This window comes from Dactylosporangium sp. McL0621, from assembly GCF_049995355.1.
Taxonomy (GTDB): domain Bacteria; phylum Actinomycetota; class Actinomycetes; order Mycobacteriales; family Micromonosporaceae; genus Dactylosporangium.
In genome coordinates, this window is sequence record NZ_CP188259.1 from 973,331 (window position 1) to 992,080 (window position 18,750).

Sequence of the window (18,750 nt, forward strand, 5' to 3'; positions counted from 1 at the left end):
TGTGAGCCACCGCTGTTTACGCTTGGGTAGCCGCGTGTTGGCCGGGGGTGGCGCCACGGGTGAACGACCCCCTGACGCGGCTCGGCGCCCGGCTCTTGCGGAGGGCGACGGCGTGTCGCGCGCCCGACCGCGGAGTTTCATTTCAGATCTTACTCAACTGCAGGACGGAGCAATGACGATCTTTCTCATAATTACAAGCTTGTCATCAGTGAAATTACTCTGAGATTTAGATCCGATTGCTCAATCCGGTGCCAATCTGCAATTTGCACTCGTGAACTTCGGGCGATTCCGGCCAATTCGGTCAGTCGGGTATGGCGGTGACGAACGTCGATCGGATAGCGGCCTATCCCGTATATTCCCCGACGGGGGATAAATCCGCAAAATTCGGTCGGCGAACCCTGCACTTCGCGCCTGAACTGGGCAAACGCGTCAGCTGGCCTGGGCGGCCGCGTCGTCCTCGGCGACCGGGACTCCCGACGCCCGCGAGAAGGCCGACAGCCCCTGCAACAGCGCCGCGCGGTCGTCCGGCGCCATCCGCCGCAGCACCGTCGCGATCGTCTCCTGCCGCTGGCGCCTCAGGCCGTCGAGCAGCCGGCGCGCCGTCGGGGTGAGGACCAGCCACACCTCGCGGCGGTCACGCTCGTCGGCGGTGCGGCGCAGGAGGTCGGCGGCCTCCAGGCGGTCGCACAGCCGGCTGGCCGAGGACGGCGCGGTGTGGAGGGCCACGGCGAGCTGGGTCAGGTTGACCGATCCGGCCTGGTCGACGACGCCCAGCACGCGCAGCTGGGCGGCGGACACGCCGGAGTTGTCGTTGGCCGCGCTCGTCGCGAGGACGAGGGCCTGGCTCGCGGCGTCCGCCAGGGTCGCCGCGCGCGCCAGCTCATCGTGGCTCGACGGGTGCGGTGAGGGTCGGCTCCGCACTTTGTCCTCCGTGTGTCGCGGCGGTCACGGGTCGGCTCGGGGCGACCAGTCCAGGCAGATGATCAGGGCGTCGTCGGCAAGCTCGGCGCCCGCGTGATAGTCACGAAGGCTCCGCATGACGCTGCTGATCGCCTCGGCCGGTGGTTGCAACCGGGTCGATCGTATGGCACGGCTCAACTCCCGCTCACCGAACGTCGCCTCGTTCGGCCTCATGGCGGCATGCACCCCATCACTCACTACGAAGAGACGATCGCCAGGGTTCAACCTGGTGTGCTCCTCCACGTACCGGGTGTCGCCGAACATGCCCAGCGGCAGCTGCGCGTCGAGGACCATCTCGCTCACCTGCCCGTTGCGGACCATGATCATGCGCGGCGAGCCGGCGTCGATCATGTGCAGCTCGCCGGTGACGGTGTTGAGCGCGAGCAGGAGCGTGGCCACGTGCCGGGCCCCGCCGTACTGCGAGAAGATCGCATCCGCCGCGAGCACCGCCTGGTCGGTCAGGTCGCCGGGGCGGCTCTGCCCCGAGGGGATCGAGCGGCGGGCGTTGCGCATCGCGTTGACCGCGAGCGTGGTGAGCAGGGCCGCGTCCAGGCCGCTGCCCATCCCGTTGAGCGCGGTCACCGTGAGCCAGTCGCCGTTTATCGACCAGTCGAAGTGGTCCCCGCCGACGGCGTAGGCCGGCTCGAGCTGGCCGGCGAACTTCATGCCGGGCTGCTCGTACGCCCGCGCCGGCAGCAGGTCCCACTGCATCTCCGCGGCCATGGTCAGCCGCCCGCTGCGCCGCCGGTCCATGTAGTAGCGGTCGGTGCGCCGGTACGCGGCCGCCAGGGCCACCGCGAAGCTCTCCGCGAGCTCCTCCAGCCCCGGCCGCTCGGCCGGCACCCGGTCGGCGTCCAGCCCGACGCTGAGCACGCCGACCCGTTCGCCCCAGGCGGTCACCGGCAGGTGCAGCCGGGCGATGGCCTGCCCGTCGCGGGCCTCCAGCACCGGGGTCTGGCTCGCGAACGCGCGCATCGCGGGGCCGAGCTGCTCGCCGAGGAACTCGTCGGGCTCGGTGCCGCTCGGCGAGAGTGCCGTCGTGCGATAGTCGGCCAGCCACACCGTGCTGCTCTTCGTGCCGTGGTTCGCGCTCAGATACGCGTCGAGCGCCTCCACCAGGCGATCCGGTGGAGACGTGCGCAGTGCCTTGTCGAGGGAGCCAACGCGGGACATGCGAGCCTTTCGCCAGCCTTTGCTTGCCGTGCGGCAAACAATATAGGGCAGGCTTGTCGGCTAACTGGTACCCACTCCCGTCCGGGATCTACACCCAGCGCGACCCGAGCCACATACGTGAGAACCATTCGGTATATGAAATGTTCATTCCCGCGTAAATCGGATAAAAGTACGCAAAGCACGCGGCGACCAGGAGCATGTACGCGCCCACGATGATCGCGCCGATGAGCCGCTGGTCGCTGTTCGGCCGCAGGTGGCGGGCCGGGCCGAGGATCGCGCCGAGCACGTAGACCACGGCCAGCACCAGGAACGGCTCGGCCGGGAGGCAGTAGAAGTAGAACATCGTGCGGTGTTCGGGCATCTCGTTGAACCAGGGCAGGATGCCGGTCAGGGCGCCCGCCATGATCAGCCAGGCGCGGCCGTCGCGGCGGGCGACGGCCAGCCAGCCCAGCGCGATCAGCGCCGGCAGGAACGACCACCACAGCAGCGGCGTGCCGAGCAGCAGGATCTCCGAGGCGCAGCTGGGGGCGCCGCAGGGGCCGGACTGCTCCCAGTAGAAGGCCACCGGGCGGCCCAGCAGCAGCCACTGCCACGGCCACGACTGGTACTGGTGTTTCGTGCTCAGGCCGGTGTGGAACTTGTACGCCTCGCTGTGGTAGTGCCACAGGTTCACCAGCGGGTCGATGAACCGGTCGTGCGGCAGGCCGTTGGTCTCGGCGTACCAGTGGCGGAAGTACCCGCCGTCGGAGAGGAACCAGCCCCACCAGCAGTTGATGTAGACGACCGCGGCGATGGCGATCGTGGCCGCGAACCAGATGACGCCCTCGGCCAGGACGGTGTCGCGGATCCAGTGCTTGAAGCCGGCGCTGCGGCGGGCGCTCATGTCGAACAGCACCATGGCCACCGCGAAGATCAGCACGTAGTAGATGCCGCTCCACTTGACGCCGCAGGCGAGGCCGAGCGAGATCGCGCAGAGCAGCCGGTACCACGGGAAGCCCAGCCGGGCCCGCGCGCGCGGCCGGTCCGGATCGAACCCGTCGTCGAGCACCTTCAGCCAGCGGGCCCGGCGCTGTTCGCGGTCGAGCACCAGGAAGAAGAACGCGACAACGATCCAGAACATCAGGAAGATGTCGAGCAGGGCCACGCGGGAGAGCACGAAGTGCATGCCGTCCAGCGACATCAGCAGGCCGGCGGCGCCCGCGAGGATCGTGGAGCGGAACAGGCGGTGGGCCGCGATGATGATCAGCAGGATCGAGATGGCGCCGACGGTCACGGCCGAGATGCGCCAGCCGAAGGAGTTGTACCCGAAGAGCTGTTCGCCGAGCCCGATCATCCACTTGCCCAGGGGCGGGTGCACGACGTACTGCGGCGTGTTGTCCTCGGGGTTCCACTCCACGCCCCGCTGGAGCAGGTCCTGCGCCTCGTTGGCGTAGTAGACCTCGTCGAAGATGACGTCCTTCGGGTGCGCGAGGTTGACCAGGCGCAGTACCAGCCCGACGCCGGTGATCAGCGCCGCGACCAGCCAGAAGTTGAGGCCGCCCTTCGGCGCGCGGGCCAGCCGGCGGCGGACGATGTCGGGAACCGCGCGCGGCCCGCTGGACGGCACCGGGGCGGGGGCGGGGCTCTCCGGCTCGCTTGCTTGGGTCAGCACACCCGAGGTCATTGAGCGATCGTAGGGGTCGGGATGCCACCATCGCACATGTGCCGTTGATTCTGCTCGGAGCGCCGCTGGGAAATCCCGAGGATGCGTCCCCCCGCCTGCGTGAAACACTCGCGACCGCCGATGTCGTCGCGGCCGAGGACACGCGCCGGCTGGGCCGGCTCGCGCAGCACCTCGGGGTCGAGATCACCGGCCGGCTGGTGAGCTACTTCGAGGGCAACGAGGAGCGGCGCACCCCGGACCTGGCCGAGGACCTGGCGGCCGGGCGCACGGTCGCCGTGGTGACCGACGGCGGCATGCCCAGCGTCTCCGACCCCGGCTTCCGGCTCGTGCGCGCCGCCGTTGCGCTCGGGGTGCCGGTCACCGCCGCGCCCGGCCCGAGCGCCGTGGTGACCGCGCTGGCCGTCTCCGGGCTGCCGTGCGACCGCTTCTGCTTCGAGGGATTCCCGCCGCGCAAGTCCGGGGAGCGCCGCTCGTTCTTCGCGACGCTCGCCGCCGAGCCGCGCACCCTGGTGTTCTTCGAGTCCCCGCACCGCATCGCCGACACCCTGGCCGACATGGCGCTGGCCTTCGGCGAGGACCGCCCGGCGGCGCTGTGCCGGGAGCTCACGAAGACGTACGAGGAGATTCGCCGCGGGACGCTGGCCTTCCTGGCCGCGGACGCCGAGACCGCCCGGGGCGAGATCACGCTCGTGGTCGCGGGCGCGCCCGCGACCACGGCCGAGCGCCCCTCCGACGAGGCCCTGGCGGCCGAGGTGGCCGCGCTGGTGGCCGGCGGTACCGACCGCAAGCAGGCGACCCTGGAGGTGGCGAAGCGCCACGCCCTGGCCAAGCGCGAGGTCTACGCGGCGGTCATCGCTCACAAATAGGACCCTTTCAGTAGGCCGCGAGGACGATCGCGGCGCCGAGCACCAGCGGGGCGGCGGCGGTCAGGGTCCAGACGACGAGCCGGTCGCGCAGCCGGCCGAGGCGCCAGGCGCCCGTCAGCCAGGCCAGCACGATGCCGCACAGCACGATCAGCCCGAGCCCGGCGGCCCAGCGCACCCGCAGTCCGGACGGGTTGCCGGCGTACGCGATCCGCCCGCCCGGCACCATCACCGCGGCCACCGTGGACCCGGCGGGCTCGTCCAGCCCCATCAGCCGGGTGCCGGCGACCTTCTCGGCCCCCGGACGGGTGAACTCGGCCAGGCAGCGGCGCAGCACGCCCGAGCCCTTGCAGGAGGTGATCTCCGCGGTACCCCGCACCCGGTGCCCCATGTCCAGCCAGAACGGCTCGGCGCTGGTCCAGGCGAAGAACCCGGTCAGCAGCGCCATGACGAGCATCGCGCTCAGCCCGGCGGCCGGGCCGCGGGCGGGGCGCACGCGGCGCTGGCGGGGCCGGCGCTCGGGCGCGGTGCGGCGGTCGTCGCGGGGCCGGCGCATGACCCGCATGGCCGGCGGCGGCCACTGCTCGGGCCGCCCGGCCAGGTGGTCGGCGACCGCGGCGCGCCCGACCTCGTGTGCCGCGGCGGCCTCATCGGCCACGTCCGGCTCGACCGCCGGCGCGCCCTCGTGCAGCGCCACCGTGGTCGTCGTCGGCCACTGCTCGGGCCGCCCGGCCAGGTGGTCGGCGACCGCGGCGCGCCCGACCTCGTGTGCCGCGGCGGCCTCATCGGCCACGTCCGGCTCGACCGCCGGCGCGCCCTCGTGCAGCGCCACCGTGGTCGTCGTCGGCCACAGCGGGAAGTTCTCGGGCGCGGGCGCGGCCAGCGACGGGGACGGGGCGCTGGGCAGGGCGGCGGCCGGCACCAGGACCCGGGCCGGGGGTATCCCCGCGGCCTGCCCCCGCCATCCCCGCCGAACTTGGTCTTCGCTCACGTTTTCATTGGACAACGGACGATAGCCGACGTTTCGGACGTGGGGCGCGTGTCGGCCGAACTTATCCTGTTCGCGGAACACCGGGACGGGTCACTACGCTTGCAGGTCATGAGTCGTGTTCTCGCCGCGGTTGCCTGGCCTTACGCCAACGGACCGCGCCACATCGGTCACGTGTCCGGCTTCGGGGTGCCCTCCGACGTCTTCAGCCGCTACATGCGGATGGCCGGCCACGACGTGCTGATGGTCTCGGGCACCGACGAGCACGGCACCCCGATCCAGGTGCAGGCCGACGCCGAGGGCGTCACCCCGCGCGAGCTGGTCGACCGCTACAACCGCGTGATCGTCGAGGACCTGCACGGGCTCGGGCTCTCCTACGACCTGTTCACGCGCACGACGACCGGCAACCACTACCAGGTCGTGCAGGAGCTCTTCGCCGGGCTGTACGACAACGGGTACATCGTCGCCAAGACCACGCTCGGCGCGATCTCGCCGTCGACCGGGCGCACCCTGCCCGACCGGTACATCGAGGGGACGTGCCCCATCTGCGGGTACGACAGCGCCCGCGGCGACCAGTGTGACAACTGCGGCAACCAGCTCGACCCCGACCAGCTGATCAACCCGCGCTCGAAGATCAACGGGGAGACCCCGGAGTTCGTCGAGACCGAGCACTTCTTCCTCGACCTGCCCGCCTTCGCCGAGCAGCTCAACGCCTGGCTCGACACCCGCGAGGGCTGGCGGCCCAACGTGCTGAAGTTCTCCCGCAACCTGATCGGCGACCTCCAGCCCCGGGCGATCACCCGCGACCTGGAGTGGGGCGTGCCGATCCCGCTGGAGGCGTGGCGCAACCGCGACGACAAGCGCATCTACGTCTGGTTCGACGCGGTGATCGGCTACCTGTCGGCCTCGATCGAGTGGGCCCGCCGCACCGGCGACCCCGAGGCGTGGCGGCAGTGGTGGCAGGACCCCGAGGCCCAGGCGTACTACTTCATGGGCAAGGACAACATCGTCTTCCACTCGGTGATCTGGCCCTCGATCCTGCTGGGCTACTCCGGGCCGAAGCCGCAGTCCCTGGGCGCGCTGAACCTGCCGACCGAGGTGGTCTCCTCGGAGTACCTCACGATGGAGGGCAGGAAGTTCTCGTCCTCCCGCCGCGTGGTCATCTACGTGCGGGACTTCCTGGAGCGCTACGACGCCGACGCCCTGCGGTACTTCATCGCCGTGGCCGGCCCCGAGTCCAACGACACCGACTTCACCTGGTCGGAGTTCCGCCGGCGCAACAACGACGAGCTCGTGGCCGGCTGGGGCAACCTGGTCAACCGCTCGATCTCGATGGCCGCGAAGAACTTCGGCGAGATCCCGCCGGCGCTCGAGCTCACCGCGGAGGACAGCGCACTGCTGGCCGCCGTCCGGGCCGGCTACGACTCGGTCGGCGCGCTCATCGGCAAGCACCGCCAGAAGGCCGCCATCACCGAGGCCATGCGCATCGTCGGCGAGGTCAATAAGTACTTCTCCGACCAGGCCCCGTGGAAGCTCAAGGAGGACAAGGCCCGCATGGGCACGGTCCTGCACGTGGCACTTCAGGCCGTGCGCGACTGCAACACCCTGCTCACGCCGTTCCTGCCGCACGCCGCCCAGCGCATCCACGAGCTCCTCGGCGGCGCGGGCGTACACGCCCCGATGCCCGAGATCCGCGACGTCGAGGACCTGGACAACGGCCGCACCTACCCGGTGCTGACGGGCGACTACACCGTCGGCGCCAAGTGGGAGCACGTGGCGATCGAGCCGGGCACGAAGCTGGCCGCGCCGACCCCGGTGTTCAAGAAGCTGGACGAGTCCATCGTCGAGGAAGAGCTGGCCCGGTTGCAGTCGTAGCCGGATGCGCCGCCCTGGTCAGCCGACCCGGCCGACCAGGGCGGCGATGAGCGTCGCGAGCCGGGCCGCCGGCACATCGAGGTCGGAGCGGCGCCGGCTGCGTCGAGCCAGCTCGTGCAGGTGCACGGCGGCATCGCGGCGCGAGGCCCGCAAGGGCGTCTCGTGAAGCCGCCGGCCACCGATCTCGCCGGCCGGGTAGAGGTTGATGATCTCCAGGAGCCGGTAGATGTCCTCGGCATCCCGGGCCTGCAGGCGCGAGCCGTACGCGAGCGCCTTGATGACGAGCGCGAGCTCGACGGTGGGCACCGGCACGGAGAACTCCAGCCGGGCGCCGTTGAGCATCCGCCCCCCGACGTCGATCACGATGGGGTCCGCGGCCAAGGCCGGGGCGAGCCCGGGCGCTGCGTCGAACGCGCGGCCGCCGTGCTCCTGAGATCGAAAGCGCCCGTCGAGGGAGGGTATGAGCAGGTCGACCGCGAGCTCGGGAACGGGCCCACCGGCGACGGCGAGGTCGGGTAGCGGCCGGGTGTAGCTGTTGCCGCTCGTGGCGGCGTACCCGTGGTCGAGGAGACGCTGGTGGATGACGCCGGAGCCGGCGAGCTCGGCGGTGATGCCGGCATCGATGTCGCGGGTGCGGCGCACGGCGATCCCGGGGACGGGAAAGGCGGTCAGGAGCAGGGCGGTCATCTGGCCGCCGATGATGCGCACGTTCTGGTCGGCGGTGATCGTGCCGATCTCCGCGAGCGATCGGATCGACAGCTCGTCGGCGTACGCGGTGGCGACGAGTTCGACGCGGCGCCTTATGTCCACAGTCGCTCCCGGAGTGCGTGCGCTCGGAGTTGCTCCAGCGCTGGTTCGACGTCACCGCCGGGCGAACGGCGTAGGTCCCACGCCGCGATCAGCGGGTCGGTGTACCGGCGGGGCGCTCCGTCCCTCGCGGCCGGCCGTTCGCGGGACATGGCCAGGATGGTCGGATCCCGGGGGGTGCACAACTCGACCGTGGCGTCCGCGGGCCGTACGGTCGCGAAGCCGTGCTCCTCCAGGGGCGGCTGATCGACGACGTAGGCCACGGCGCGGTTCGGGCGTCGCCACGGGGCGTACAGGTCCGCGGCCAGGTCGCCGGACACGGCCGGCCGGGCCTCGCCGCGGTCGTGGGCAACCCGTTCGATGCGTTCGAGCTGGTCCGGGAGGTCGCCGGTCGCGGCCCAGTACGTGGTCAGGCCGCGCGGTCCCGGGTAGTCGGCCATGAACCGGTCCCAGCACCCCGCCCGGTCCACGGCCTGCCAGCCGGCCGGTGTCCGCGCCACCAGCTCGCCGGGCATCGGCAGCTGCTTGCCGACCGCGACGTGCGACACCCCGAGCCGGCGCGCGATCTCCGACTGTGACAGGGGCTCGACCGGGCTCAGCGCGAACAGCCGGAGCATCGCCGGCCGGGTCCAGCTCGTGCGGCCCGGGTGGGCGGTGGCGGCGGGTCGCGGCTCGCCGGCCCGGTGCGCCTCGCCCCGGAAGTGGACGACGGCGTCGTCGACCGCCGCATAGGCGACGCGGTGGTCCCGTTCGGCGGCGCGATGCAGGGCGCGCCCCGCTCGCGCGACCACGAAGAGCAGGCCGTCCACGTGCGGCCGGAGCGCCGCGACGGCGCGGTCGATCTCCTGCGGGCTCGGCGAATGACGCAGCAGCATCACCTGCCGGCGTGACCAGCGGCCGTCGCCGGTGCCGATCTCGACCTCGGCGCTGCCCGTGACCCGCCGGTCCAGCCCGGCATCCAGCAGCAGCTCGACGCCGTCGCCACTCTCCACCGGGTCAATGTAACCTACCTAGAAATCATCTAGGTAGGTTACAGGCAATCAGAGCTGGTACCAGTGATCGCTCTCGTGGGCGTCGACCACCTCGTTGGCCGGCGCCCACGCCTCGTACAGGCCCCGCTCGACGCAGTGGGCGCCCAGGCGGGCGACCTCGTCGCCGTCCGGGCGGGACAGGCGCAGCCGCAGCCAGTCGCCCTCCTGGCGGATCACCGTGCAGCGGGCGTCGCGCCACGTGGCGCGGGGTACGCGGCGGGCCAGGGACTCCAGCGGGTACCGCGCGGCCCGGGTCTTCGCGGCCACGCGGAACTCGCCGGGCGGGTCGACGATCGCCTCGAACAGGTTGTCGCGGTAGGTGCCCAGGTAGCGGGTCATCGGCGGGTCGACCGGGAAGTACTCCTGGTCGGAGGCGCCGGGCAGCAGGTGGCGCCACTGCGGGCCGTGCATGCGGCTCCAGGCGCGCTGCTCGGGCAGGTAGGTGTAGAGCGTGACCTCGGTGCCGTCGCCGGTGTAGGCGACCAGGGAGGTGTTCGCCGGTACGGGGAGCTCGGCCAGGTCGGCGGTGACGAACTCGGGCACGATGTGCTTGCCGCTGGGGGCGAAGCCGGTGCCGATCACGGGCGGGCCGAGGCGGTCGTGCGGGGGCATGGTCACCAGGCCGCCGTAGTTGCCCGCCAGCGGCACGTCGTAGTCGTAGGCGTCCACGGCCCGCCAGCGCACCGCGAAGACCACGTCGCCGGTGGTCTCGCCGGACAGGATGGCCAGGTCCTCGGGCGTGCGCAGGTGGGCCACGTCGAAGGCGCGGTAGCAGAAGCCGCTGATCGGCCAGCCCTTGAGGTAGCCCTGAAGCTGGCGGCCGGAGAGGAACTTGATCATCCGGGTGCCGCGCCGGACGGCGGCGGTGCGGCGGATCGGGGCGAGCGCGGACGCGGCGGCCGGGGTCTGGCTCAGGCGGTGGATCGCGGTCCAGTCCAGCGCCCGGGTGACGGGCATCAGCAGCGGCTCGTCCTCCAGCCCGTCCAGGGCGGAGGCCACCTCCGTGGCGTGGATGAAGCGGCGGTACGGCCACTTCGCGCCCGGTCGCGGGTTGGGCAGGAATCCAGGGGCCGCGTGCGTCGCGTAGACCTCGTAGGCTGCGCCCTGAGCGATCTCCTCGGCCGGGTAGCTGACCCCGTCGATCGTCACGCTGTGGGTCGCGGACCCTTCCGCGTGTCCGATTACCGTCACTTGCGCGACGCTAGGGCGGGGTGGTTGTGGCGAGGTGAACGGAACGTTAACTACGCATCGAGGATGGCATGCTTGACCCCGATGAGTGCCAGAAAACACAGTCGCCAGGGCGCGTTTCCGCCTGTACCCGAGCCGTTGCCGGTCGCGGTGCTCGACAGTCATACCCACATCGACATCACCCTTGAGGGTGAAGGCGCCGGCGGGCCGGTAACGGTCGAGGACGCGATCGCCCGTTCTGCCGAGGTCGGCGTCGACCGGCTCGTGCAGGTCGGCGTCGACGTCGGGTCGTCGCGCTGGGGCGCCGAGGCGGCCGAGCGCCACCCGGCGGTGCTCGCCACCGTGGCGCTGCACCCCAACGACGCGCCCCGGCAGGCCGACCTCGACGCCGCGCTGCGCGAGATCGAGGGCCTCGCCGGCCGCCCGCGGGTGCGGGGGATCGGCGAGACCGGGCTGGACTACTTCCGCACCGGCGAGGCCGGGCGCAAGGCCCAGCACGAGAGCTTCCGCGCGCACATCGCCATCGCCAAGCGGTACGGCAAGGCGCTGGTCATCCACGACCGCGACGCGCACGACGACATCCTCGCCGTGATCGACGAGGAGGGCGCGCCCGACCAGGTGGTCATGCACTGCTTCTCCGGTGACGAGGAGTTCGCCCGGGAGTGCCTCGACCGCGGCTTCCTGCTGAGCTTCGCCGGCACGGTGACCTTCGGCAACGCCGAGCACCTGCGCCGGGCCGCGGCGATCACCCCGCTGGACGCGATCCTGGTCGAGACCGACGCGCCGTTCCTGACGCCGGCGCCCTTCCGCGGCCGCCCCAACGCCTCCTACCTCATCCCGCTGACGGTCCGCGCCCTGGCCGAGGTCATGGGCCACGACCTCGAGACCCTGTGCGCCGCGATCTCCGCCAACGGCGAGCGAGCCTTCGGGAGCTGGGCGTGAGCGGTCCGGAGCCTGAGCTTGCGGAGGTGGCGGCGTGACCCTTCTGAGCCCGGCCGACGTGCGGCAGCTGGCGGAGCGGCTCGGCATCCGCCCCACCAAGCAGCTCGGGCAGAACTTCGTGCACGACCCCAACACCGTGCGCCGGATCGTGCGCGCCGCCGAGCTCGCCCCGGACGATCTGGTGCTGGAGGTCGGGCCGGGGCTGGGCTCGCTGACCCTGGCGCTGCTGGAGCACGGCAACGCCGTCTGCGCGGTGGAGATCGACCCGACGCTGGCCGCGGCGCTGCCGGAGACGGTGGCGCGGCACCTGCCGGAGCAGGCGGAGCGGCTCACCGTCATCGCCGGCGACGCGCTGCGGACCGACCTGTCCGCCGTCAAGCCCACGGCGCTGGTGGCCAACCTGCCGTACAACGTCGCCGTTCCGGTCGTGCTGCACCTGCTGGCGACCGTGCCGTCGCTGCGGCGGGGGCTGGTGATGGTGCAGAAGGAGGTCGCCGACCGGCTCACCGCCGGGCCGGGGTCGCGGACCTACGGCGTGCCGAGCGTGAAGCTGGCCTGGTACGCGACCGCGCGCCAGGCCGGCAAGGTGCCCGCGTCGGTGTTCTGGCCGGTGCCGAACGTCGAGTCGGGCCTGGTGGGCTTCGCGGCGCACGAGGAGCCCCGGGCGGCCGACCGCGCCGGCACGTTCGCGGTGATCGACGCCGCGTTCGCCCAGCGGCGCAAGACGCTGCGGGCGGCGCTGGCGGGCTGGGCCGGCGGGCCGGTCGAGGCCGAGCGCATCCTGCGCGCGGCCGGGGTCGACCCGCGCCTGCGGGGCGAGCAGCTCACGGTGGAGGACTTCACCCGGATCGCGAGCCAACGCGGGACCGCGGACGCGCCCGGGTAGGGTGCAGCAGTGACCGAGCCGCTCTTCTCCGAGGACGAGGAGTTCGACCGGCCGCGCCTGGCCGCGCACGGACCGGTCCGGGTCCGCGTGCCCGCGAAGATCAACCTCCACCTGCGCGTCGGGCCGGCGCGTGCGGACGGCTTCCACGAGCTCACCACCGTGTACCACGCGATCGGCCTCTACGACGAGCTGACCGCCCGCCGCGGCGACACCCTGACGCTCACCATGGAGGGCGAGGGGACCGGCGAGCTGTCGCTGGGCGAGGACAACCTGATCCTGCGCGCGGTGCGGGCGCTGGCCGCCGAGACCGGGCACGACGCGCACGCGCGGCTGCACCTGAAGAAGCAGATCCCGATCGCGGCCGGGCTCGCCGGCGGCAGCGCCGACGCCGCCGCCGCGCTCGTGGCCTGCGACCACCTGTGGGGCACCGGGATGGCCCGCGACGACCTGGCCGCGATCGCCGCCACGCTCGGCTCCGACATCCCGTTCCTGGTGCTGGGCGGCACCGCGCTGGGCACCGGGCGGGGCGAGCTCGTCAGCCCCGTGCTCACCGGCGGCCACGCCTGGCACTGGGTGCTCGCCGTGGCCGACGAGGGGCTCTCCACGCCGGTCGTGTACCGCACCTTCGACGAGCTCGGCGGCCACTCCAGCGCCGGGCCGCCCGACGACCTGCTCGCGGCCCTGCGCCAGCGCGACCCCGAGGTGCTCGCCGGCCGGCTCGCCAACGACCTGCAGGCCCCCGCCCTGCACCTGCGCCCCGAGCTGCACGCGGTGCTCGACGCCGGGCTGGACGCGGGGGCCCTGGCCGGCCTGGTCTCCGGATCCGGCCCGACCTGCGTGTTCCTGGCCGAGGACGCCCGGCACGCGGCCATGCTCGCCGCCGAGTTGGAGTCGCGCAAGTGCTGCCGGGCCGTGAAGACCGCCGTCGGCCCCGTTCCCGGCGCCCGAGTTCTGTGAGGGCGTGAAGATGGCCAACATCGTCAGTCTCGACAAGGTCTCCAAGACGTACCCGGCCGGGCGCATCTTCGACGAGGTCTCCCTCGGCATCGACGACAGCGACCGGATCGGCATCGTCGGGCTCAACGGCGCCGGCAAGACGACCCTGCTGCGGATGCTCACCAAGGCCGAGGAGCCCGACGAGGGCCGGGTCACCCACCGCCGCGACCTGCGCGTGGCCGCGCTCCCGCAGGCCCTGGACCTGCCGCCGGCGGCGACCGTGCGCGACGTCATCCTCGGTACGGCCTGGCTGCCGGCCGGGTTCGCGGCCGAGCACGAGTGGGCCGGCGACGCGGGCGTGCGCACGGTGCTGGCCGGGCTGGGCATGCCGCACCTGGGCCTCGACGCGCCCGTCGGGCCGATGTCCGGCGGCGAGCGGCGCCGGGTCGCGCTGGCCGCGCTGCTGGTGCGCCCGGCCGACCTGCTCATCCTCGACGAGCCCACCAACCACCTCGACGTGGCCGGCATCGCCTGGCTGGCCCGCCACCTGCTCCAGCGCCGCGGCGCGCTCATGGTCGTCACCCACGACCGCTGGTTCCTCGACGCGGTGTGCACGAACACGTGGGAGGTCGCCGACGCGACCGTGCGGGTCTACGAGGGCGGGTACGCGGCCTGGACCCTGGCCCGGGCCGAGCGGGTGCGGGTCGCCGCCGAGACCGAGTCCCGCCGCCAGAACCTGCTGCGCAAGGAGATCGCCTGGCTGCGCCGCGGCCCGCCGGCCCGCACCAGCAAGCCCAAGTTCCGCATCGACGCCGCGAACGCGCTCATCGCCGACGTCCCGCCGGCCCGCGACAACGTCTCCCTGCAGCGCCTCGCCGTGACCCGGCTGGGCAAGCAGGTGTACGAGCTGCAGGGCGTGCGGCTCGAGGCGGGGGAGCGGACCCTGCTCGGGCCCACCGACTGGATCGTCGGCCCCGGCGACCGGATCGCCGTGCTCGGCGCCAACGGCGCGGGCAAGACCACGCTGCTGCGCGTGCTGGCGGGCCTCCGCGAGCCCGACGGCGGCCGCGTGGTGCGCGGCACCACGGTCCGCCCGGCGTTCCTGTCCCAGGAGCTGCGCGAGCTGCCCAACGAACTGCGGCTGCTGGAGGCGGTCGAGGAGGTCGCCAAGCGGGTCAGGCTCGGCGACCGCGAGCTCTCCGCGTCGCAGCTGGCCGAGGTCTTCGGCTTCACCGGGGCCCGCGTGTGGACCCCGGTCGGCGACCTCTCCGGCGGCGAGCGGCGCCGGCTGCAGCTGCTGCGGCTGCTGGCCACCGAGCCCAACGTGCTCCTGCTCGACGAGCCCACCAACGACCTCGACATCGACACCCTGGCCGCGCTCGAGGACCTGCTCGACACCTGGCCCGGCACGCTGATCGTGGCCAGCCACGACCGGTACCTGGTCGAGCGCGTCGCCGACGTCGTGTTCGGCATGCACGGCGACGGAAGGCTGCGCCACCTGCCGGGCGGGGTGGACGAGTACCTGACCCACGTGACCGACTCCGAGGGCTTCGGGTCCGGGCCGGTCACCCGCGCGCCGAGCACCGAGCGGGCGTCGGACCTGCGGGCGAGCGAGAAGGACCAGCGGGCGGCGAAGAAGGAGCTCTCCAAGATCGAGCGCAGCATCGACCGCCTCAGCCAGAAGGAGGCGCAGCTGCACAGCCAGCTCGCCGAGAACGCCACCGACTACTCGAAGATCACCGAGCTGGACGCCCAGCTGCGTGCGGTACAGCAGGAGAAAGCCGATTTCGAGGAGCAATGGCTCGCCCTGGCCGAGATCGCCGGGTGAGGTCATCTTAGGATTGGCGCATGGCCTCACACTTCCCGGTCAACCACCACCTCCGGCCGCTCTACCGGCTGCTGTGCGCGGTGGCGGGCCTCTACATGCTGGTCTTCGGCGTGGTCGGCTTCATCCAGACGTCCGGCTCGGACTTCTTCACGCGTGACGAGGCCGAGTGGGTGCTGGGCCTGCGTACCAACGCGGCCTTCTCCCTGCTCTCGATCATCGCGGGCGTGGTCGTGCTCGGCGGGAACATCGTCGGGCGCAACCTCGCCCACCAGGTCAACCAGCTGGCGGGCGTGGTCCTGACCGTGGTCGGCATGGCCTCGCTGGCCCTCCTGCAGACCGAGGCGAACGTGTTCGCCTTCTCCATGGTCAACGTGATCGTCACGTTCATCCTGGCCGGCATCACCGGCACCGCGAGCCTCTACGACCGCGTCGGCCCCGTCGCCGCGGCCCACGAGGAGCGCCGGGCCGACGCCCGCGCCACCGCCTGACCCGTTCGAAGCAGGGTTTTCCCGGAGTTCGTACCGCCCACATGCCCCCGTACCCTCGCGGTGCTCTGGTGGAGGCATGACGGACGCGCTGCTGATCGCCGAGGGTGACGCGCCGCCCGCCGGGGGCGAGCTCCTGCTGCACGCCGACCTGCACAACCACACGCGACTGTCGGACGGGGCCGGCCGGGCCGAGGAGGCGTTCGCCTCCATGCGGGCCGCCGGCCTCGACGTCGCCGCGATCACCGACCACGCGTACGGCCCCAGCGAGCCCGACAAGACCATCGATGACGAAGGCTGGATCCGGCTCGGCAAGCTCGCCGACGCCGCCGACGAGCCCGGCGCGTTCGTGGCGGTGCGCGGGTTCGAGTGGTCGAGCACCTCGCTGGGGCACATGAACGTCTGGGGCGGCGACCGCTGGGTCCAGCCCGTGCCGCCGGACACCGCCGCCATCCCGGCCTTCTACGAGTGGCTCGCGGCCGGGGACGAGCTCATCGGCTTCAACCACCCGGGGCGCGAGCCCGGTCGCTTCGGGCTGTTCCGGTACGACCCGCGCCTGGCCCGGCGCCTGGTCGCGCTCGAGATGTTCAACCGGGACGAGGACTACCTCTTCGAGGGTGTGGACGGCGGGCAGCTCTCGCCGCTGGTGGCCTGCCTGGACGCGGGCTGGCGGGTCGGGCTGGCCGGCGTGACCGACGAGCACCGCGAGGACTGGGGTTTCCACGAGGGCCTCGGGCGTACCGGCCTGTGGGCCCCGAGCCGCAGCCGCGACGGGGTGCGGGCGGCGATGCTGGGCCGGCGCATGTTCGCCACCCGGGAGCGCGGCCTGCGCGTCGACGCGCGGCTGGACGGCACGGCGATGGGTGGGCTCTCGGGGTACCGCCGCCGGATCGGGGAGATCGAGCTGGACTTCGCGGCGCCGGACGAGTGGCGCGGGCACCCGCTGCGCCTGCAGGTGCTGCAGCGGGGCGAGCCGGTGCCGGCCGTGGTCTCGGAGCACGACTTCCGCGTCTCGGCGGGCCCGCTGCGCCTGCGCACGCCGCTCGAGGAGGGCGACTGGGTGGTCCTGCGGATCACCGACCCGGGCCGCCCGGCGGACCCGCGGGCCGAGCCGCTGCCGGGCTACCGCTCGGCCGGGCTCGCCGTGGCCTACCTGAGCCCGTTCTTCACTTCCCCGCGCCGGTGACGAGGGTCGGCCTGCCCTCCATGTTGGACAGCCCGTTCCAGGCGAGGTTGACCAGGTGCGCGGCCACCACTTCCTTCTTGGGCTTGCGCACCTCCAGCCACCAGCGGCCGGTGAGCGCCACCATGCCGACCAGGGCCTGGGAGTACAGCTCAGCGAGCTTGGGGTCGAAGCCGCGCCGCTTGAACTCCGCGCCCAGGATGTGCTCGGCCTGGTGGGCCACGTCGTTGAGCACGCTCATGAAGTTGCCGCTCCCGGACATCACCGGGGCCTCGCGCACCAGCACCCGGAAGCCGTCGGTCTCGGCCTCGATGTAGTCCAGCAGCGCCAGCGCCGCCTGCTCGAGCAGCTCGTGCGGGTGGCCGGCGGTGAGCGCGTTGGTGATCCGGTCCAGCAGCGAGCGCACCTCGCGGTCGACGACCACCGCGTAGAGGCCCTCCTTGCCGCCGAAGTGCTCATACACCACCGGCTTGGAGACCTTTGCGCGCGACGCCACCTCCTCGATGGAGGTGGCGTCGAAGCCTCGCTCGGCGAACAGTGCCCGCCCGGTCGCTATCAGCTGCTCACGGCGTTGTGCGGAGGACATCCGCACCCGTGACTTGGTCGATACGACGGGCGGCGGCACCGGCGGCCGCGGTTGCGTGGTGTCATCCGGGCGCTCGGTCACCCGTTCATCGTGCCAGCCGCGACGCGCTTGGCGTCCAGCCGGTCGGGCTTGGGCCAGCGGACGTTCGTCGCCCACCCGAGCTTCTCGAAGATCCAGATCAGCCGCGCGTTGATGTCGATCTGGCCCCGGTCGACGCCGTGGCGGGCGCTGGTCGGGTCGGCGTGGTGCAGGTTGTGCCAGCTCTCGCCGAAGGACAGGATCGCCAGCGGCCAGAAGTTGCTGGCCCGGTCGCCGTCGCGGGTCTCGAACGGCCGCTCGCCGTAGACGTGGCAGATCGAGTTGATCGACCAGGTCACGTGGTGCAGCAGGCCGATGCGGATCAGGCCGGCCCAGAAGAACGCCGACAGCGCGCCCTGCCACGACCAGGTGACCAGGCCGGCGATGATCGCGGGCAGGGTCGCCGAGAGGGTGACGATCAGCGGGAACGCCTTGTCGACGCGCTGGATGTCCTTGTCGGCCATCAGGTCGGGGGCGAAGCGGTCGCGATTGGCCAGCTCGCGGAAGAACAGCCAGCCCACGTGGGCGTAGAACAGGCCCTTGACCAGGCCGCCGAAGCTCTCGCCGAAGCGCCAGGGCGAGTGCGGGTCGCCCTCGCGGTCGGAGAACGCGTGGTGGCGGCGGTGGTCGGCCACCCACTGCGTCGGGTTGCCCTCGATCGCGGTGCTGCCGGCGATCGTCAGCGCGATGCGCAGCCCGCGGTTGGCCTTGAATGATCCGTGGGTGAGGTACCGGTGGAAACCGGTCCCGATGCCCAGTCCCCCGATGACGTAGAAGACGACGCCGATCACGACGTCGAGCCAGCTCAGGCCCCAGCCCCAGGCGACCGGGACGGCGGCGACCAACGCCACGAACGGCAGCACCACGAAGGCCCACAGCGCGATGATGATGCTGGTCGGCTGCTTGCCCTCGGTCAGCGGCTTCGCCCCGCGATCGGGGCCTTCGGTGGACGTGGAATCAAGCACCGATACGGACATGGCACCTCTCAAGGGGACTCGGCGGGCGGGCGGGCTACGCCTACGTCACCGTAACTTACGGGGGCGTAGGTTGGCCATACGAAGCTCGTGTCAAGCCGATTACCGGAGGCTCCATTGTGATCTTCGTCCGGCCCGGTACCGACACGAATGGCTGAACTTGGCGCGGCGCGCCCCGGGGCAAAAGGGATCGACGCGCAAGTTAGGCTTCCTATGCGGCGGAATGGGGTGTGGGGTAACGGCAGCCCGCAGGCCTTTGGAGCCTTGCAGTCCTGGTTCGAATCCAGGCACCCCAGCCACCTGA

General features: G+C 72.1%; 17 protein-coding genes and 1 tRNA gene. 9 read left to right on the forward strand and 9 right to left on the reverse strand.

The annotated features are described in order from the left end of the window. Nucleotides 1-429 precede the first annotated feature (429 nt). From ACPPVO_RS04545 to ACPPVO_RS04555, 3 genes are all read right to left on the reverse strand, one after another. Nucleotides 430-921, reverse strand: coding sequence for a MarR family winged helix-turn-helix transcriptional regulator (locus ACPPVO_RS04545; RefSeq protein ID WP_426510024.1), 492 nt, complete (start codon nt 919-921; stop codon nt 430-432). A 24-nt stretch (nt 922-945) separates the two neighbouring features. Further along, a complete protein-coding gene (locus tag ACPPVO_RS04550) occupies nt 946-2,133 on the reverse strand; it encodes a PP2C family protein-serine/threonine phosphatase (RefSeq protein ID WP_426510025.1) in 1,188 nt (395 codons plus the stop codon). An 88-nt stretch (nt 2,134-2,221) separates the two neighbouring features. After that, entirely contained in the window at nt 2,222-3,796 is a 1,575-nt protein-coding gene (locus tag ACPPVO_RS04555; protein ID WP_426510026.1) for a dolichyl-phosphate-mannose--protein mannosyltransferase, read from the reverse strand. Between the two features lie 38 nt (nt 3,797-3,834). On the opposite strand from ACPPVO_RS04555, the gene rsmI reads away from it, so the two are divergent. Next, the gene (gene rsmI, locus ACPPVO_RS04560) at nt 3,835-4,662 is read left to right on the forward strand and encodes a 16S rRNA (cytidine(1402)-2'-O)-methyltransferase (RefSeq protein ID WP_426510027.1); all 828 of its coding nucleotides are present in this window, start codon (nt 3,835-3,837) and stop codon (nt 4,660-4,662) included. Between the two features lie 7 nt (nt 4,663-4,669). On the opposite strand, the gene ACPPVO_RS04565 is transcribed toward rsmI, so the two are convergent. Further along, complete coding sequence (locus ACPPVO_RS04565; RefSeq protein ID WP_426510028.1) at nt 4,670-5,650, reverse strand: hypothetical protein; 981 nt, start codon at nt 5,648-5,650, stop codon at nt 4,670-4,672. A 108-nt stretch (nt 5,651-5,758) separates the two neighbouring features. Here ACPPVO_RS04565 and metG point away from each other — a divergent pair, with 108 nt between their 5' ends. Next, nucleotides 5,759-7,522 carry a methionine--tRNA ligase gene (gene metG, locus ACPPVO_RS04570; RefSeq protein WP_426510029.1) on the forward strand — a complete coding sequence of 588 codons (1,764 nt, stop codon included), beginning with the start codon at nt 5,759-5,761 and terminating at the stop codon, nt 7,520-7,522. Nucleotides 7,523-7,540: 18 nt separating this feature from the next. Here metG and ACPPVO_RS04575 read toward each other — a convergent pair whose 3' ends face one another. From ACPPVO_RS04575 to ACPPVO_RS04585, 3 genes are read right to left on the reverse strand one after another with little or no spacing between them, the layout of a single operon-like run. Further along, entirely contained in the window at nt 7,541-8,332 is a 792-nt protein-coding gene (locus ACPPVO_RS04575) for a hypothetical protein (RefSeq protein ID WP_426510030.1), read from the reverse strand. Continuing rightward, entirely contained in the window at nt 8,323-9,321 is a 999-nt protein-coding gene (locus tag ACPPVO_RS04580; protein ID WP_426510031.1) for a hypothetical protein, read from the reverse strand. The genes ACPPVO_RS04575 and ACPPVO_RS04580 overlap by 10 nt, the downstream gene beginning before the upstream one ends. Before the next feature lie 48 nt (nt 9,322-9,369). Further along, nucleotides 9,370-10,551 (reverse strand): hypothetical protein, encoded by a 1,182-nt coding sequence (locus tag ACPPVO_RS04585; protein ID WP_426510032.1) that lies wholly within the window; start codon nt 10,549-10,551, stop codon nt 9,370-9,372. A gap of 81 nt (nt 10,552-10,632) precedes the next feature. Here ACPPVO_RS04585 and ACPPVO_RS04590 point away from each other — a divergent pair, with 81 nt between their 5' ends. From ACPPVO_RS04590 to ACPPVO_RS04615, 6 genes are all read left to right on the forward strand, one after another. Beyond that, nucleotides 10,633-11,490: a TatD family hydrolase gene (locus tag ACPPVO_RS04590; protein WP_426510033.1), complete on the forward strand. Its 858-nt coding sequence runs from the start codon at nt 10,633-10,635 to the stop codon at nt 11,488-11,490. 34 nt (nt 11,491-11,524) lie between these two features. Continuing rightward, nucleotides 11,525-12,376, forward strand: a complete 852-nt coding sequence (gene rsmA, locus ACPPVO_RS04595) for a 16S rRNA (adenine(1518)-N(6)/adenine(1519)-N(6))-dimethyltransferase RsmA (RefSeq protein WP_426510034.1) — start codon at nt 11,525-11,527, stop codon at nt 12,374-12,376. Nucleotides 12,377-12,385: 9 nt separating this feature from the next. Continuing rightward, the gene (locus tag ACPPVO_RS04600; RefSeq protein ID WP_426510035.1) at nt 12,386-13,333 is read left to right on the forward strand and encodes a 4-(cytidine 5'-diphospho)-2-C-methyl-D-erythritol kinase; all 948 of its coding nucleotides are present in this window, start codon (nt 12,386-12,388) and stop codon (nt 13,331-13,333) included. A gap of 10 nt (nt 13,334-13,343) precedes the next feature. Continuing rightward, complete coding sequence (locus ACPPVO_RS04605; RefSeq protein ID WP_426510036.1) at nt 13,344-15,140, forward strand: ABC-F family ATP-binding cassette domain-containing protein; 1,797 nt, start codon at nt 13,344-13,346, stop codon at nt 15,138-15,140. 20 nt (nt 15,141-15,160) lie between these two features. Then, nucleotides 15,161-15,628 carry a DUF4383 domain-containing protein gene (locus tag ACPPVO_RS04610; protein WP_426510037.1) on the forward strand — a complete coding sequence of 156 codons (468 nt, stop codon included), beginning with the start codon at nt 15,161-15,163 and terminating at the stop codon, nt 15,626-15,628. Between the two features lie 76 nt (nt 15,629-15,704). Next, nucleotides 15,705-16,811: a CehA/McbA family metallohydrolase gene (locus ACPPVO_RS04615; protein ID WP_426510038.1), complete on the forward strand. Its 1,107-nt coding sequence runs from the start codon at nt 15,705-15,707 to the stop codon at nt 16,809-16,811. Here ACPPVO_RS04615 and ACPPVO_RS04620 read toward each other — a convergent pair. Continuing rightward, nucleotides 16,792-17,394 carry a TetR family transcriptional regulator gene (locus ACPPVO_RS04620; protein ID WP_426514536.1) on the reverse strand — a complete coding sequence of 201 codons (603 nt, stop codon included), beginning with the start codon at nt 17,392-17,394 and terminating at the stop codon, nt 16,792-16,794. The two genes, ACPPVO_RS04615 and ACPPVO_RS04620, sit on opposite strands and share 20 nt — an antisense overlap. A 77-nt stretch (nt 17,395-17,471) precedes the next feature. Further along, nucleotides 17,472-18,449, reverse strand: a complete 978-nt coding sequence (locus tag ACPPVO_RS04625) for an acyl-CoA desaturase (RefSeq protein ID WP_360392446.1) — start codon at nt 18,447-18,449, stop codon at nt 17,472-17,474. Nucleotides 18,450-18,670: 221 nt separating this feature from the next. On the opposite strand from ACPPVO_RS04625, the gene ACPPVO_RS04630 reads away from it, so the two are divergent. After that, a tRNA-Gln gene (locus tag ACPPVO_RS04630) sits at nt 18,671-18,745 on the forward strand. The last annotated feature ends 5 nt before the right edge of the window (nt 18,746-18,750 follow it).